Genomic DNA, 16105 nt, shown 5'->3' with positions numbered 1-16105 from the left:
TACTCATTGAGGGCTATATTTGAGGAGGAAAAATGGAATTTTACGATTTGGGTATTACCATTAAAGAACTTAGAATGAAAAAGAATATATCACAATCTGAATTGTGTCATGGAATATGTTCGCAAAGTCAAATTAGCAAAATAGAAAAAGGTATGATTTATCCATCTAGCATATTGTTATATCAATTATCTGAAAGACTTGGTATTGATCCAAATCATATTTTCGCACTAACTCAAAACAAAAAACTAAAATATGTAGAAAATGTAAAATGTGTAATGAGAGATTGTACAAAACAAAAACAATATAATGAACTTTATGAAATAGTGAAACAAGAGAAAACCGAAAATAATTTCCAGTTAAAAGAAGATAAACAATTTCTAATATGGCATGAAGCGATTGCTATATTTTATGTGAATAAATCAATAAAAACTGCTTTAAATCTTTTAAATAATGCACTAAAACTAACTGTAACGAATGGTGATTTTTTATCGGAAAGAGAAATAGATATTATGCAGTCGATGGCTATATTTCATTGGGCAAATAAAGAATATGAAAAGAGTATTACTATATTAAGAAGATGTTTAACTAATTTTAATAAGTTAGATTTCCCTAGAGATAAAGAGGTTAAATTAAAAATCATTTTTAATTTAGGGAAAATGTTAGGTCATGCAAATCAACATGAAGAGGCAATAAAATACAATGATATGGGTATTAAATTAGCTATTAATCTAAATACTTTATATTTATTAGGCGAATTATACTATGGGAAAGCTTGGAACATGCTACAGCTGAAACAATGTAATGAAGAAGATGTAGCTGATAATATGAAAAAAGCATTATTTATCTTTGAACTAACAGAAAAAGAAGATCTGATAAAAATAGTTAAAGAAAAATATTTTGAACAACAAAATAAAAAAATCACTCATAATTTCTGATGAACATCTTATTATTCTCTATAAAAAAAGCACCTTATGGTGTCTTTTTTATGACTTATATCATCGATTATTACAGTTCGTAGGTTTCTTATACCAAGCTTTGTTGATGTATTTACAATTCGCAGGTGTTGAAGTTTTAGATGTATCCCCAGGTGTAGTTATATTATTAGAACACCCTGCAATATATAGACAGAATGTAGTTAATAAAAAACATAGTATTAATTTCTTCAAATAACCACTTCTAACTCTTTTTAATTAACATTTTTCATAAAATAAATTCCTTACTAATTTTACATTACAGGAAAGGGTGGAAAATATTCTTATACTCATAATTTGTTACATTTGATTGGGGAGGGAGGTTTTTGTTCGGATTTTTAAAAGGGTCTTCTTCATTTATGCATAAAATTTATCCGATTTCCCGTAAGCTTAGACTTTTACAAGCTAAAAAGAAAAACATCCTCTACATAGAGGATGTTTTTCTTTTTAGCGGTAGTTAATAAATTGTACGTCAATTGGTAAATCAGCGCTACGAACTGCTGCGATAACTGCTTGTAAGTCATCACGGCTTTTCGCTGTAACACGTACTTGATCATCTTGTACTTGTGTTTTTACTTTTAATTTCATTTCTTTAATGATGTTGTTAATTTTTTTCGCGTTATCTTTATCGATACCTTGTTGAAGTGTTGCACGTTGGCGAACAGTGTTACCAGCTGCCGCTTCAACTTTTCCGTAATCTAAGTTCTTAATTGGAACGTTACGTTTTACGAGTTTAGAAATAAGAACGTCTTTTACTTGCTCTAATTTGAACTCGTCGTCAGAAGTTAAAACAAGTACTTCTTTTTCAAGTTTAATATCACTTTTACTTCCTTTAAAGTCATATCGATTTTGGATTTCTTTTAATGCAGTGTTAATTGCGTTTGTTACTTCAGGTAATTCTACTTTCGAAACGATGTCAAAAGAACTATCTTTTGCCATAGTTAGCACCTCCAAATAAATTTCTAATCTTGTTATGTACTGTACATACTAAAGTATAGCTGAAAACGAGTCTAGACTTAAGTGTTTTCGTACTTATATTCATGTAACCTTATTTTATTATAGTGAATTTTGGGCAGTTGGACAAATACAGGAAAAATCATGTTATAATTAACTTTTGTTTGGAATGATAAAAAAGATAATTTTATATATATAGAAGGGAATTAAAAAATATGTATTTACAAATAGGATCGATTGAACAGGTAACTGTTTTACGCGAAACGGAAATTGGATATATGGTTGGAAATGAAGAAGAAGAAATTTTCCTACATAAAAATGAAGTAGCTGGAGAAATTGAAGAAGGCGATACGATTGACGTATTCTTATACCTTGACCACCAAAATCGTATTTCGGCAACAATGAAGGAGCCAATTATTACAACATATGATTGGAACTGGGTAAAGGTTGTAGAAGTTATTCCGAGTTTAGGTGTGTTTGTTGATATTGGTGTATCAAAAGATATACTAATTCCAGCTGATGAATTCCCAATTTATATGCCAGTATGGCCAGAAGTTGGAGACGAATTATATTGTACGTTAAAATTAACGAATCGTGATCGTTTAATTGCTCTTCCGGCAAGAGATAGTGATATGCAAGAAATCGTTGTAGAGGCGACGCCATCTATGCGTAATAAAAATGTAAATGGGCGTGTGTATCGTTCACTTCAAGTTGGTTCATTCGTATTAACAGATGAGCATTTCCGTGCATTTTTACATCATACAGAAAGAAAAGAACAAGTTCGCATCGGTCAGCGCGTAACAGGACGTATTATTGATGTAAAAGATGACGGCACAATTAACATTTCACTTCTTCCTCGTAAAGAAGAAGGAATGGAAGATGATGCTGCAGTGATTTATGCATATATGGAAGAACGAGGCGGAGCAATGCCGTTTTGGGATAAGAGCTACCCAGAAGACATTAAAGAACGTTTCAATATGAGTAAAGCTGCATTTAAACGTGCACTTGGTAAGTTGATGAAAGAAGAAAAGGTTTACCAAGAAGAAGGTTGGACTTACTTTAAGAAATAAAGTGGATGGAAAAGAACTACCTTTTCTCTAAGTTTATTAGAGGAAAGATAGTTCTTTTTGCGTTCAGTATAAAATGAAGGAAGGAATAGAGAATTATGGGGAGAGGGAAATTTAAAAGAATATAGAAAGGATAGATGAAATCTATAAATAACGTTATAAGTATAGAATTAAGGAGGTATGAAGGTGCAATACAATGTGTTAGAACAATTAATAAAGAGCCTCTCAGCATTATCCCCTGAAAAAGAACGCGAAATAGTAGCAGTTGATTTACATGATATATATGAGAGCGCTGAAAGGTTTGAAAAAATACTTGAAAATATTATGGACTCGCAACACTCTAAAGAAGACTTAATAGATGCGCTGATTGAAGTGGAGATAGAATTAGATCACATCAATTGGCATTATAAAAGCTTGAAGAAAAAGTTGAAAATATTGATGAAAGATTAAAAAACACAACCTTATCTGAAAAAATAAGGTTGTGTTTTTTAATTTCCTTGCGGGGAAACAATAGTAAATGTATCTTCCAACTCACTATCATTTATTTTAATATTTGCTTTTTTTAATTCATTTTGCAATAGTTTTTTGCCGAATATAGGGTCAGAGATACGTTCTTCTTCTAAGTTTTTGCGAATAGAGTCTTTCACTTCATCATAGGGCTTTAATTCTTTTTTATCAGTTAATTTAATAATATGATAACCGTTTGGTGATGTAACGGGATTGCTAATTTGTCCGACCTTTAGTTTATAGGCAGCAGTTTCAAATTCAGGTGCCATTCTACCTGAATTGAAATATCCGAGGTCTCCGCCTTTTTCTTTTGATAGTAGGTCTTGCGATTCTTGTTTTGCTAGTTCTTCAAATGAAGCACCAGCATCTAATTTTTTCTTTATTTCTTTCGCTTCATTTTCGTCACTTACTAAAATATGGCTTGCTTTAATTTCTGGTTTATAGTGGTCTTTCACGTCTTTTTCTGTAATACTTTTCTTAATCGCTTCATTCATAGCAAGTTTGAACTTAATTTGATTTTTGAAATCAGCTTCATCTTTTAAACCATTGTTTTTCAATACGTTTTTAAATTGGTCTCCGTATTGATTTTTTGCTTTTTGTAATTCTTTATCTACATCATCGTCAGATACTTTATATTTTTTCGTGATAACGTCTTGCGCCATCATTTCGTACAGCATGTCTTTTCCGTAACGATCTTTCAACTGTTTTTCGAAGTCGCTCTTCGTAATGGTTGAGTCGGTTGCTGTAGCGACTGTATCTGAGTCGTTTTTTTGTCCACAAGCAGATAGCATTAATATACTTAGTAGTGCAGTAATAATGAAAATGTGTTTTCCTCTCATGCTAACACCTCATCCGAATATGTTATCGCTATTGTAGAATATAGAAGTGAACATGAAGTGAATTTTTAATGTTTTTTCCTGTGAAATGTAAAAAAAGTACATCAACAATATTGTTGATGTACGATGGGATCAAAGGTGATCGGTCTTTTTGGAATAAGCACGCTTACCTTGCTCTATATTCTTTTGTTCTTGCTCATTTTTTTGCGCGCGTTTTGCATTATTATCGCGTGCTTTTTTGTCGTTATCACTCGTATGTGGCATATGTATCAACTCCATTTCTAAACGTTGTACGTTTATCATTTCCTTTTTCGTAAAGACTATGTATAGCAGTGTATTCATGAATAATGAGGGTGGATTGGAAATGGATTTGAAGTTGAATTATGCCGAACTTATAAAGAAGTTAATCGTTGTAATCATCGCAGGTTTGTTAAATGCGATTGGAATGAATTTATTTTTAACACCAGCGAAAGTGTACGCGAGTGGCTTTGCTGGATTGTCTCAATTGCTATCACAAATATTAGGTGATTTTTTATCTATTCACATATCAACCGGGGTATTATTTAGCTTGTTTAACATTCCAGTCGTTATTTTAGCATGGAAAAAGGTTGGAAAGGCCTTTACTTTCTTTAGTTTTCTTTGCGTTATCTTTATGACTATGTTTTTAGAAATTATTCCAGTTAGAGCAGTTTCAAACGACATCATATTAAATGCGATTTTTGGTGGGCTTATTTCAGCAATCGGGGTAGGGATTGCGTTGAAGTGGGGGGCTTCTACAGGTGGTTTAGATATAATCGCCATGATTTTATCAAAGATTAAAGACAAGCCTGTCGGTACGTATTTTTTCTTCTTTAATGCACTGATCATTATCGCTGCCGGCTATGTGTATGGATGGGAAAAAGCATTATATACTTTAGTGACTTTGTATGTGTCAACGCGAATCATCGATGCAATTCATACGCGTCATGTGAAGATTACGGCATTAATCGTTACGAAGAATGGGGCGGATGTACGAAAGGCGATTTACTCACGCTTAGTGAGGGGGATTACAACTATACCAGCAACTGGTGCTTATACGAATGAAAATAAGGAAATGTTAATGATTGTTATTACCCGTTACGAACTGTACGAATTGGAGAGGGTTATTAAACAAGTGGACCCAGGTGCATTTACAAACGTACTGCAAACAGTTGGGGTGTTCGGATTGTTTCGAAAAGATTAAAGAGGACCAAAGCTGGTCCTCTTTTTTAATGTGCATTCGTAATGTTTTGCAACTGCTCTTGCATTTCACGTAGCTGAACTTTTTCAGCAGTTGAAGAATTTGCGTAAGCGGATTGCAAAGCATTTTTTGCTCTATATACGAGATCTTGTTGCTCGACGCCGCTTGAACAAGATACAGCATTTGCAACAGCATCTCTAGCTTGTTGAAATAGTAAGTTCCCCATTTAGACCCCTCCAAAAGAAGAGTTACTTCTCGCTTTTTCTGCCTCAGCTAATGTACCTCGGTACGGGAATCTTGCATCATGCTTCATAACAGCATCGGCTCCTTGTTGGATAAAACGTTTTGATTTGTTCTTTTTACCCATTCGAAAAACCCCCTTTATTTAGCTGAAAACAATCGACGCGCTAACTTGTGCGTCTAATGATAGTATGAGCGTTTGGCGAGAAACTATAAGCAGGGAATTTTTAGATTACAACCCAAGAACCTCTTCTAAATATAGTGCAATACCATCTTCTTCGTTCGTTAGCGTCGTATGGTTTGCGAGTGATTTTAATTCAGGGATGGCATTTCCCATTGCGATGCCGTGACCAGCAAATTCAATCATTTCAAAGTCGTTATCTTCATCACCGAAAGCGATGATTCGCTCTTGTGGAATGTTATAATGACTAGAAATTTTTTGTAGTCCAACAGCTTTATTTAATCCGCTTTTTACAATTTCAATAATCGGCCAAGGTGCGCCCCACTTTCTATGGTCGATTACTTCAGCGTGCATATCAGTTAAATGTTGACGAATTGCACTGGAATGCTCGTCATGTGCGTCAATTAATAAGCAAGTTGGATGATCATTTAAAATATTTAATAAGTCTCCTGTAAAAATGTTTGGAGAACCGAATTCGAAAATATGTTTTTTATCTTCATCAATTTCACGTACATACACATCGTCCATTACTTCAGCGTATATGTTTTTTACGCCAAAATCAAAGCAAGCCCGGACAATTTCTTGCGCTGTTGCTAGCTCAAGAGGAGAGTGATGTGTGCCCCACTTTGAATCAAGAGGGTGATGTACGTAAGCGCCATTAAAGTTTACGATTGGTGTATTTAGACCAAGTTCTTTATAGTAATCATAACTAGCGCGGAATGGACGTCCTGTTGAGATAACAACAATATGTCCTTGTTCCTTTGCTTTTGCAATTGTATGTTTCGTTCGAGTGGAAATTATTTTGTTGTCTGTTAATAAAGTGCCGTCTAAGTCTAGTGCGATTAAATGTTGTTTGTTCATAATTTCACCTCTTATAATATTTTTTTGTTTTTATCTGTATTTCCGTTTTTAATCTGCAGAAATAAGAGGTTAGACTGGGTGAGACCACCAAAGATGGAAAGTTCACTATATATCCATCTTACGTCGCAAAGTGCTGCGGTGTCTACTATTTCTCGTTGGAAATTAAGAAAAGTCAACATCTTTTTAGAAAGTTCAAACAATGTTTCTTTCATTATGGACAAATTGTGAAAAGGGTTACATTTCTCGTATGATGAGGCTTATAATGAACATGTAATCTTCTCGTATATGTTTGACTCTCCTTTGAAACTGGCCTATAGTAGGTTGGTTTCTTTTTTTTCTACAAATAGGAAAGAAATCCCTGCTTTAAGCTTGTGTCATTCATGTATATGTACAAGAACGAAATGTAGTACTTGTTTCCTAAACATGACAGAAAAGCTTTCTTTTAAAATGGATATACTAATGAGGCAAAGACGTCATGGAAGGAGAATGGAAATGGGACAAAATCGCAGGTTTCGTTCGGGACAAAAAGCCCCGAATGATGGCATTTACGTAGAAATTGGTGAAACGGGAAGTATGGTAAAAGACCCGCAAATGGTGAAACTAACTGCTGGTGAAAAGTTTCCAGATAACACAAATCATAACCGCCAGTGGACATATAAAAGAAAACCGTAACAGAAGCCGCAATCATTATTGCGGCTTTTTTGTCGTTACACATTTTAATTTCATTTACCGTATATTTTTCAGTTGTATCATGCATGCTCCTTTTTTCTTTTTCAAATAATAAGTTTGAAAATACATAAGCAAAATTATTGTATAAAAAAGTCAGTTGGCGTATAATCAAATCAAAGGTCAAAGAAAGTCAAACATTTGGGGGACTGTAAAGATGGACTTAAATCAAATGACAACAAAAACACAAGAGGCGATTATGAGTGCCCAATCTTTAGCGGTATCTCATCATCATCAAGAGGTAGATACTGTTCATCTCTTGTTTACATTATTAGAAGAGCAAGATGGGTTAGCAGTACGTATTTTTCAAAAAATGAATGTCGATATAGAAGCGTTAAAACAAGGCGCAGAAAATTTAATTAAGAAAAAGCCTTCCGTAACGGGAAGCGGTGCAGAAGCGGGTAAATTATATATAACAGGTGCCCTGCAACAACTACTTGTAAGAGCAGGAAAAGAAGCAGAGAAATTGCAAGATGATTACATTTCAATTGAACATGTATTGCTTGCTTTTACTGAAGAAAAAGGCGATATAAATCAATTATTTACAAGATTTCATATTACGAAAGATAACTTATTACAGTCTTTAATGACAGTTCGGGGGAATCAAAGAGTGACTAGTCAAAATCCAGAAGCAACTTATGAAGCGTTAGAAAAATATGGTCGTGATTTAGTAGCGGAAGTAAGAGCGGGGAAAATTGACCCTGTTATCGGCCGCGATAGTGAAATTCGCCGCGTAATCCGCATTCTTTCACGTAAAACGAAAAACAACCCAGTTTTAATTGGTGAACCAGGTGTTGGTAAAACAGCAATTGTTGAAGGGTTAGCACAGCGTATTGTGAAAAAGGATGTACCTGAAGGATTAAAAGATAGAACAATCTTTGCATTAGATATGAGTGCGCTTGTAGCTGGAGCGAAATTCCGCGGTGAATTTGAAGAGCGTCTCCAAGCTGTATTAAATGAAATTAAAAAGAGTGAAGGACGCATTTTATTATTCATTGATGAACTTCATACAATTGTCGGCGCTGGTAAAACAGAGGGCGCAATGGATGCAGGAAATATGTTGAAACCGATGCTTGCGCGTGGTGAACTGCATTGTATCGGGGCGACGACACTAGATGAATATCGCAAATATATTGAGAAAGATCCAGCTCTAGAAAGACGTTTCCAACAAGTATTAGCAGAAGAACCAACCGTTGAAGATACAATTTCCATTTTACGTGGTTTAAAAGAGCGTTTTGAAATTTATCATGGTGTAAATATTCATGACCGCGCGATTGTAGCAGCATCAGTTTTATCAGATCGATATATTTCGGACCGTTTCTTACCGGATAAAGCAATTGATCTTGTCGATGAGGCTTGTGCAACAATTCGTACAGAAATCGATTCTATGCCGACAGAATTAGATGAAGTAACGCGCCGCATTATGCAGCTGGAAATTGAAGAAGCGGCTCTTGGAAAAGAAAAGGACTTTGGTAGCCAAGAACGTCTAAAAACGTTGCAACGTGAATTATCGGATTTAAAAGAAGTGGCAAGTGGTATGAGAGCGAAATGGGAGAAAGAAAAAGAAGATATTCACAAAGTTCGTGACTTACGTGAACATTTAGAGCGTCTGCGCCGTGAATTAGAAGAAGCAGAAGGTAATTACGACTTAAATAGAGCAGCGGAACTTCGCCACGGAAAAATTCCTGCAATTGAAAAAGAGTTAAAAGAAGCAGAAGAAATGGGCGCGAATAATAAACAAGAAAATCGTTTATTACGTGAGGAAGTAAGTGAAGAAGAAATTGCTGATATTGTTTCACGCTGGACTGGTATTCCTGTCGCAAAACTCGTTGAAGGTGAACGTGAGAAATTATTACGATTAGAGCAAATTTTATCAGAGCGTGTTATCGGACAAGAAGAAGCGGTAAGCCTAGTATCAGACGCAGTTCTTCGCGCTCGTGCTGGTATTAAAGACCCGAACCGTCCAATTGGTTCCTTCATCTTCTTAGGACCGACTGGCGTTGGTAAAACAGAACTTGCAAAAACGTTAGCACAGTCTTTATTCGATAGTGAAGAGCAAATGATTCGTATTGATATGTCTGAGTACATGGAGAAACACGCTGTGTCACGCTTAATTGGTGCACCTCCTGGATATGTTGGATATGAAGAGGGTGGTCAATTAACAGAAGCAGTAAGACGTAAACCATATTCTGTTATTTTGTTAGACGAAATCGAAAAAGCACATCCAGAAGTATTCAATATTTTATTACAAATGTTAGATGACGGACGCATTACAGATTCCCAAGGACGTACAGTAGACTTTAAAAACACAGTTATTATTATGACATCAAATATTGGATCTGCTCATTTATTAGATGGATTAGAAGAAGATGGCTCCATTAAAGAAGAATCAAGAGAACTTGTCATGGGGCAATTAAGAGGACACTTCCGACCAGAGTTTTTAAATCGTGTCGACGAAATTATTTTATTCAAACCTCTTACAACGAATGAAATTAAAGGCATTGTTGATAAAATTGTAAAAGAATTACAAGGCCGCTTAGCTGACCGTCATATTACGGTACAATTAACAGACGCAGCGAAAGAGTTTGTTGTCGAAGCTGGCTTCGATCCGATGTATGGAGCTCGTCCGTTAAAACGATATGTACAGCGTCAAGTTGAGACGAAATTAGCGAGAGAATTAATTGCAGGTACGATTACTGACAATAGTCATGTAGTGGTTGATGTAGAAAATAACGAATTAGTTGTGCATGTGAAGTAAAATAAAAAAGAGTTCGGATAAAATCCGGACTCTTTTTTTAGTGTTGTTCTACTGGCTCGTTTGGAATTGCAGCTGAAATTGCTAGTACTAATACCGCAAGAACAACTGAGAAAATAGACGCTTGGTTAAAATCGTATGTACCGCCAGTCATAGAGCCGATTACGTAGCTCATCATATGTACAAGCAAGAACGACCAAATTAATGCCCAAATGAAACGCATATTTTACACCTCTATTCGTTCAATCTGTCCTTATTGTAACACAATTGAAAAAAGAATATAGAAAAATATTTGTAGATTTTTCAACGCAAATTTGCATTCCGTTCATACATTATAAAAGAGTACTTTTATACGTTTAGAAAATAAGGCGGGGGAAAAATGAGTATTACGGAACGTTTTTTTTACTTAGAAAAAGAACCATGTGTCATTTATTTACCGGAGAAGCCAAATGGATTTTCTGTCATGCTTCTAGGTGATTACAACTACTTTATTGAGAATGGTACAAGTTTATGGACACAGCATGCGGGTAGATCTTATTTTTTACATGGCCTTATTGAGGAAGGCTATACGGTCTTTTCTTCTAATTTATACGGAAGACATTGGGGAAACGATCAATCTGTTCGTCTAGCAAAACGCCTATATGACGTTGTTCTGAGAAAAGAGACATTGAATGCGAAAATGCACATTATGGCAGATGGTATGGGGGCACTTGTAGCACTTGAAATGATGAACAAATACCCTGAATGTATACGCTCTGTCATTATGTTAAATCCGTGTTTAGATTTACCAGAATATGTCGAGTTTGAGAAAGAGCATAAGTTTTTTTACAAGAGACTCGTGAAGGAATTATGTTTAGCGTATGATTCCAAAGAAGAAGAATTAGAATCCAAAATAAATAAGAAATCATTTACGCTTCTTCCGTCTTGTGTACCTGTTAAAGTTTTCGTATCAACACAAGAAAAAAGAGGAAGAAAACAGTTGTTACGTAAATATGAGAAAATGAGGCAATTCAATCAATGTGATACTTCTGTCTTATTCCATCTGCAAGATGTGAAATATAAAATGGTTAGGCAAACGACTGATTTCTTTAAAAAATATGAAGAAGAATTGTGAAGCTCCCATATACATAAATGAGGAGCTATTTGTTTCAAGGAGAAAGGGTTGGTGGTATGGAACGCGTGCTAATTATAGGTGCACTTACGTTTGTAGGTTATCACCTTGTGAATAAAATGATTGCAGAAGAAGTAGAAGTATATGGCCTTGATTTTGATGAATTCGATAGTATGACAAAAATTAATGAAGAGAAGTTATTGTTAATTGGGCGAAATGCGTTATTTACGTATTATTCGATAAGAGATGAAGACGGATGGAGATCCGTAGAGGAAGAGAAATTTGATGCCGTTTACTTTTGTCTGTATGAGCCTAACCAACAAAGTGGCTTTCGAAATGAAAGAGTTATATTACAGTATTTAAAGCGAATGATAAGACTGTGTGAAGAACATAAAGTGAAGTTAAATCTAATTTCTTCTATTGAAGTAGGAAACGTAGATGAGTCCGAAAATAAACGTCTATTTGCGAAAGTGGAAGAAGGATTGAAAAAAGGAGAGGTACAATATAGTGTATTTCGAGTTCCTACATTATATGGGCCATGGCAACCATCTTTTATGATGTATCATCAGCTCATTTTATCAGAACTGGGTGAGAAAGAGTGCCATTATACGAGTGAGGAAAACGCCAGTGATCTACTGTACGTTGAAGATGTATGTGAATACTTATGGGAAAATGGAATGAACGAGGAGTATCTCGGTATATATAATTTACTTAGTGGTAAAAAATCATTATGGAAAAAAGGTATGAACCTTTTACGTGCAGAGGATAAAGTGAAAAAAGAGAATGTGGAAGAAAGAGATGGAACTGTAGAGGTTATTTCGATAAAAAGAAATACTCCGTTAGAATACGGTTTAAATAAACAATTGGCACATATGAAAAAATATAAAGAGTTATACGAAGGATAGCGAGCGTGTTACACTATGTATGTGAAAGTTTTAATGGAGAGGAAGAACATAATATGAATGAGAAAAGCATGCAATTTTTACAAATCGCAATGAAGCATTTACCAGAAGCAAAGGCCATTTTAGATGATAATGGAATTGCGCTTGATATGGAGAAAGCTCAACCAGTATTAGAGTTATTGATGAAAGTTATGAGCGAAGCATATGAGCTTGGGAAAGCAGATCAAGAATAAAAAGAATAAAAAGCATCTTTTGAGATGGAAGAGAGGCCCGAACCGTGGATAGAAGCGGTCAGGGCCTTTTTTTATTCTCGCCTGGGGGAAAACCAGATATATGAAGAGGCTAAAGGAAAAGTAGTGAGGAAAACTCTCTAGTTTAGAAGGAAAGCAGATCAAGAATAAAAATTTAGATGGAAGGGAGGCCTGAACTGTAAGTAGAAACGGTTCGGGCCTTTTTATATTTCGAAAGAACAGGGAAAGGTATGTTTCCGTTCCTTTTCATAAACAATAAGGTGAATAATGCGTTCGCTTTATGTTTTAGCAGAAATATATTCTAGACAAAAATACATTTATGTTTTAAAATTAGTACCAAGTCATAATAATTGATATAAAACGGAGGGCTGCGATGTGAACGTGGGCATTTTAGGGATCGGAAGATATGTGCCGGAAAAAGTAGTCACAAATCACGATTTAGAGAAAATAATGGATACATCCGATGAATGGATTCGTACGAGAACAGGGATTGCGGAAAGACGCATTGCCGATGATACAATAGATACTTCATATATGGCCGTAGAGGCTTCTAAAAAAGCGCTTGAAGATGCAGGGGTTAGCGGAGAGGATATCGATCTTATTTTAGTAGCAACAGTAACGCCGGATCGTGCTTTTCCAGCAGTGGCTTGTGTCATTCAAGAAGCAATTGGCGCAAAACATGCAGCTGCAATGGATTTAAGTGCAGCGTGTGCTGGTTTTATGTACGGAATGATTACAGCGCAGCAATTTATTCAAACGGGAACTTATAAAAATATACTAGTAGTTGGTAGTGATAAACTATCTAAAATTGTAGATTGGAACGATCGAAATACAGCAGTACTATTTGGAGACGGAGCCGGTGCGATCGTAATGGGAGCTGTTTCAGAAGGTAAAGGCGTTCTATCTTTCGAATTAGGAGCGGACGGAAGTGGCGGTAAGCATCTTTATCAAGATGAGTATGTTATGATGAATGGCAGAGAAGTCTTTAAATTTGCTGTTCGTCAACTTGGGGATTCTTGTCTTCGCGTTCTAGATAAAGCTGGTCTTACGAAAGAAGATGTGGATTTCTTAGTACCGCATCAAGCGAATATTCGTATTATGGAATCTGCAAGAGAGAGATTAAATTTACCACAAGAAAAAATGAGTATGACAATTGAGAAGTTCGGTAATACATCAGCTTCTTCCATTCCGATTGCAATGGTAGAGGAATTGCAAAACGGACGTATTCAAGATGGTGATTTAATTATACTTGTTGGTTTTGGCGGCGGATTAACATGGGGAGCAGTCGCTCTTCGTTGGGGTAAATAAGGACTGAGAGAAAAAAGGAGTGTATTTTGTATGGAAAAAAAGAGGGTCGTAATTACAGGACTAGGAGCTGTTACACCGGTCGGTACAGATGTTGAAACAGCGTGGGAAAACATTAAAAAGGGTGTATCTGGAATCGGACGACTTACAAGAATTGATCCGGAACTATTTCCAGCAAAAGTAGCAGCAGAAATTAACGACTTTGAAGTCGAGAAATATATTGATAAAAAAGAAGCGCGTCGTATGGATCGCTTTACACAATATGCAGTAGCAGCAGCGAAAATGGCAGTTGCAGATGCAAAGCTTGAGATTACAGAAGAAAATGGACCTCGAATTGGTGTATGGATTGGTTCTGGTATTGGTGGTATGGAAACATACGAAGAACAATTTAAGATTTTTACTGAGAAAGGCCCGCGCCGCGTGAGCCCATTCTTCGTACCGATGATGATTCCAGATATGGCAGCAGGCCAAGTATCAATCGCAACAGGAGCAAAAGGAATTAACACTTGTTCTGTAACGGCTTGTGCATCTGGTGCAAACTCAATTGGTGATGCGTTTAAAGCAATTCAGCGTGGTGATGCTGATGCAATGATTACGGGCGGAGCAGAGGCGCCGTTAACAAGTATGGCATTCGCAGGATTTAGCTCAGCGAAAGCATTAACATTCAATGAAGATCCAGCAACAGCTTGCCGTCCATTCGATAAAAACCGTAGTGGTTTCGTAATGGGTGAAGGTTCAGGTATTTTAATTCTTGAAGAATTAGAGCACGCATTAGCTCGTGGTGCTCACATTTATGCGGAAATCGCTGGTTACGGTGCAACTGGTGATGCATTCCATATTACAATGCCAGCTCCTGGCGGTGAAGGCGGCGTGCGCGCAATGCGTCAAGCTTTAGCGGATGCAGGTCTACAGCCAGAAGATATTGATTATATTAATGCGCATGGTACAAGTACGGATGCGAATGAAAAGTATGAAACGATGGCAATTAAAGAAACGTTCGGTGAGCATGCGTATAAAGTAGCAATCAGCTCAACGAAATCAATGACAGGTCACTTATTAGGGGCAGCTGGTGCTGTTGAAGCAATCTTCTCTATTAAATCAATTACAGACGGAGTAATTCCTCCAACAATTAACTATGAAACACCAGATCCAGAATGTGACTTAGATTACGTACCGAATAATGCGAGACATCAAGAAGTAAACGCGGTGTTAAGTAATTCATTAGGATTCGGTGGTCATAACGCAGTATTAGTATTTAAATCGTATAAATAATAGATAAAATAAGGAGTTTTTTCGCAATATATTGCGAAAAAACTCCTTATTTATTTTTACGTCTTTTTCTCCTTTTGCATATACATAAGAAAAAGGAGGGATAAAGATGGGGATTGTTGAAACTGCTGAGTGGTTACATCTATATTATGGACGGCCAGAAAAGCTGTGTGAGAAGTTTACGAAGTATATCCCGCTGCCAAAAGAAAGGTTGTATCGCTTTTTAATTTCTAAAGGTATGTATCGCCCTGTTATGCGAGGAGAACGAGAAATTAAAGAGTTAGAGAAAAAGGAAGTTTGGAAAGAGTTACGTGCGGAGTATGAGAAACTGAAAAATTGGTTAAAAGGTCCAGATGTCCCTGTCTTTATTCTATTATCAGATTCCTATAATCGAACTATACAAGAAGAGTATAACGGCAGGGCTGGATTATCTATGCGTCACGTTATTTTCTTATTCGTATGTGGGCGGAATTCGGTGGAAGAATTAAAAGTGCTATTGGCGCATGAATATCATCATATATGCAGGTTGCATCAAATTGAGACGAAAGAAACGGAATATACATTACTTGATACGATGATTATGGAAGGGTTAGCTGAGCAAGCGGTAACGGAAAGATATTCAGAAAAAAACAATGCACCGTGGACGACGTATCTTTCAAAAGAAGAGGCTATATATTATTGGAAAAACGTTGTACATGAAAGAATAAGTATAAAGCGAGGAACAAGGGAGCACGACATCTTATTAAATGGTTTTCACTCTTATCCGAAGATGCTTGGCTATGCGCTTGGATTTCATATTGTCAAAGATTGTGTAACTTTGGAAGGAGAAGATACACTTTCTTTATTACCTATAGATGCAAAAGAAATATTGAATAAAGCAAATACATTTCATATATAAAAAACAGGAGCTCTCTTTCCTGTTTTTTTTAGTATTAATAGAAGAAAAAATA

Annotated in this window: 19 protein-coding genes; 12 read left to right on the top strand and 7 right to left on the bottom strand. The window is 36.0% G+C overall.

Annotation, left to right across the window (positions count from 1 at the left end; genetic code table 11):
• Positions 1-32: 32 nt before the first annotated feature.
• Positions 33-935 carry a helix-turn-helix domain-containing protein gene (locus ACTFNE_RS17250; RefSeq protein ID WP_270706017.1) on the top strand — a complete coding sequence of 301 codons (903 nt, stop codon included), beginning with the start codon at positions 33-35 and terminating at the stop codon, positions 933-935.
• A 483-nt stretch (positions 936-1418) separates the two neighbouring features.
• Here ACTFNE_RS17250 and ACTFNE_RS17245 read toward each other — a convergent pair whose 3' ends face one another.
• The gene (locus tag ACTFNE_RS17245) at positions 1419-1910 is read right to left on the bottom strand and encodes a YajQ family cyclic di-GMP-binding protein (protein WP_001040153.1); all 492 of its coding nucleotides are present in this window, start codon (positions 1908-1910) and stop codon (positions 1419-1421) included.
• 230 nt (positions 1911-2140) lie between these two features.
• Between ACTFNE_RS17245 and ACTFNE_RS17240 the strand changes: the two genes are divergently transcribed.
• Together ACTFNE_RS17240 and ACTFNE_RS17235 are read left to right on the top strand one after the other, a co-directional pair.
• A complete protein-coding gene (locus ACTFNE_RS17240) occupies positions 2141-2995 on the top strand; it encodes a CvfB family protein (protein WP_000281269.1) in 855 nt (284 codons plus the stop codon).
• A gap of 183 nt (positions 2996-3178) precedes the next feature.
• Entirely contained in the window at positions 3179-3442 is a 264-nt protein-coding gene (locus tag ACTFNE_RS17235) for a hypothetical protein (RefSeq protein ID WP_001199904.1), read from the top strand.
• A gap of 38 nt (positions 3443-3480) precedes the next feature.
• Here the strand turns inward: ACTFNE_RS17235 and prsA are convergent, their stop codons facing one another.
• Positions 3481-4338, bottom strand: a complete 858-nt coding sequence (gene prsA / locus ACTFNE_RS17230; RefSeq protein WP_046198607.1) for a peptidylprolyl isomerase PrsA — start codon at positions 4336-4338, stop codon at positions 3481-3483.
• A 129-nt stretch (positions 4339-4467) separates the two neighbouring features.
• Positions 4468-4599, bottom strand: a complete 132-nt coding sequence (locus ACTFNE_RS17225; protein ID WP_001120845.1) for a DUF3941 domain-containing protein — start codon at positions 4597-4599, stop codon at positions 4468-4470.
• Between the two features lie 100 nt (positions 4600-4699).
• Between ACTFNE_RS17225 and ACTFNE_RS17220 the strand changes: the two genes are divergently transcribed.
• Positions 4700-5557, top strand: coding sequence for a YitT family protein (locus ACTFNE_RS17220; RefSeq protein WP_270706018.1), 858 nt, complete (start codon positions 4700-4702; stop codon positions 5555-5557).
• Between the two features lie 25 nt (positions 5558-5582).
• On the opposite strand, the gene ACTFNE_RS17215 is transcribed toward ACTFNE_RS17220, so the two are convergent.
• The 3 genes from ACTFNE_RS17215 to ACTFNE_RS17205 all read right to left on the bottom strand — a co-directional run bounded on the left by ACTFNE_RS17215 (position 5583) and on the right by ACTFNE_RS17205 (position 6836).
• Complete coding sequence (locus tag ACTFNE_RS17215; protein ID WP_000527400.1) at positions 5583-5780, bottom strand: DUF3813 domain-containing protein; 198 nt, start codon at positions 5778-5780, stop codon at positions 5583-5585.
• The gene (locus ACTFNE_RS17210) at positions 5781-5921 is read right to left on the bottom strand and encodes a hypothetical protein (protein ID WP_000516816.1); all 141 of its coding nucleotides are present in this window, start codon (positions 5919-5921) and stop codon (positions 5781-5783) included.
• Between the two features lie 105 nt (positions 5922-6026).
• Positions 6027-6836: a Cof-type HAD-IIB family hydrolase gene (locus tag ACTFNE_RS17205; protein ID WP_001041235.1), complete on the bottom strand. Its 810-nt coding sequence runs from the start codon at positions 6834-6836 to the stop codon at positions 6027-6029.
• A gap of 492 nt (positions 6837-7328) precedes the next feature.
• On the opposite strand from ACTFNE_RS17205, the gene ACTFNE_RS17200 reads away from it, so the two are divergent.
• Both ACTFNE_RS17200 and clpB read left to right on the top strand, forming a co-directional pair.
• On the top strand, positions 7329-7508 hold the full coding sequence (locus tag ACTFNE_RS17200) for a YjzC family protein (RefSeq protein WP_000531421.1): 180 nt from the start codon (positions 7329-7331) through the stop codon (positions 7506-7508).
• Positions 7509-7719: 211 nt separating this feature from the next.
• A complete protein-coding gene (gene clpB, locus ACTFNE_RS17195; protein ID WP_000365371.1) occupies positions 7720-10320 on the top strand; it encodes an ATP-dependent chaperone ClpB in 2601 nt (866 codons plus the stop codon).
• A 37-nt stretch (positions 10321-10357) separates the two neighbouring features.
• Here the strand turns inward: clpB and ACTFNE_RS17190 are convergent, their stop codons facing one another.
• Positions 10358-10540: a YjzD family protein gene (locus ACTFNE_RS17190; protein ID WP_001211116.1), complete on the bottom strand. Its 183-nt coding sequence runs from the start codon at positions 10538-10540 to the stop codon at positions 10358-10360.
• Positions 10541-10696: 156 nt separating this feature from the next.
• On the opposite strand from ACTFNE_RS17190, the gene ACTFNE_RS17185 reads away from it, so the two are divergent.
• The 6 genes from ACTFNE_RS17185 to ACTFNE_RS17160 all read left to right on the top strand — a co-directional run bounded on the left by ACTFNE_RS17185 (position 10697) and on the right by ACTFNE_RS17160 (position 16053).
• Positions 10697-11431, top strand: coding sequence for a hypothetical protein (locus ACTFNE_RS17185; protein ID WP_000028705.1), 735 nt, complete (start codon positions 10697-10699; stop codon positions 11429-11431).
• Between the two features lie 29 nt (positions 11432-11460).
• Positions 11461-12333, top strand: a complete 873-nt coding sequence (locus ACTFNE_RS17180) for an NAD-dependent epimerase/dehydratase family protein (RefSeq protein ID WP_000486163.1) — start codon at positions 11461-11463, stop codon at positions 12331-12333.
• A 53-nt stretch (positions 12334-12386) separates the two neighbouring features.
• On the top strand, positions 12387-12563 hold the full coding sequence (locus ACTFNE_RS17175) for a ComZ family protein (protein ID WP_087965781.1): 177 nt from the start codon (positions 12387-12389) through the stop codon (positions 12561-12563).
• Between the two features lie 393 nt (positions 12564-12956).
• The gene (fabH, locus tag ACTFNE_RS17170; RefSeq protein WP_001100541.1) at positions 12957-13889 is read left to right on the top strand and encodes a beta-ketoacyl-ACP synthase III; all 933 of its coding nucleotides are present in this window, start codon (positions 12957-12959) and stop codon (positions 13887-13889) included.
• A gap of 30 nt (positions 13890-13919) precedes the next feature.
• Entirely contained in the window at positions 13920-15158 is a 1239-nt protein-coding gene (gene fabF / locus ACTFNE_RS17165) for a beta-ketoacyl-ACP synthase II (RefSeq protein ID WP_000412652.1), read from the top strand.
• A 106-nt stretch (positions 15159-15264) separates the two neighbouring features.
• Positions 15265-16053, top strand: coding sequence for a DUF2268 domain-containing protein (locus tag ACTFNE_RS17160; protein WP_270706019.1), 789 nt, complete (start codon positions 15265-15267; stop codon positions 16051-16053).
• Positions 16054-16105 lie beyond the last annotated feature (52 nt).

This window comes from Bacillus cereus group sp. MYBKT111-2 (genome assembly GCF_051915205.1).
Taxonomy (GTDB): domain Bacteria; phylum Bacillota; class Bacilli; order Bacillales; family Bacillaceae_G; genus Bacillus_A; species Bacillus_A paranthracis.
The sequence above is the reverse complement of the archived record's forward strand: the minus strand, read 5'-3'. Positions and strand labels throughout refer to the sequence as shown.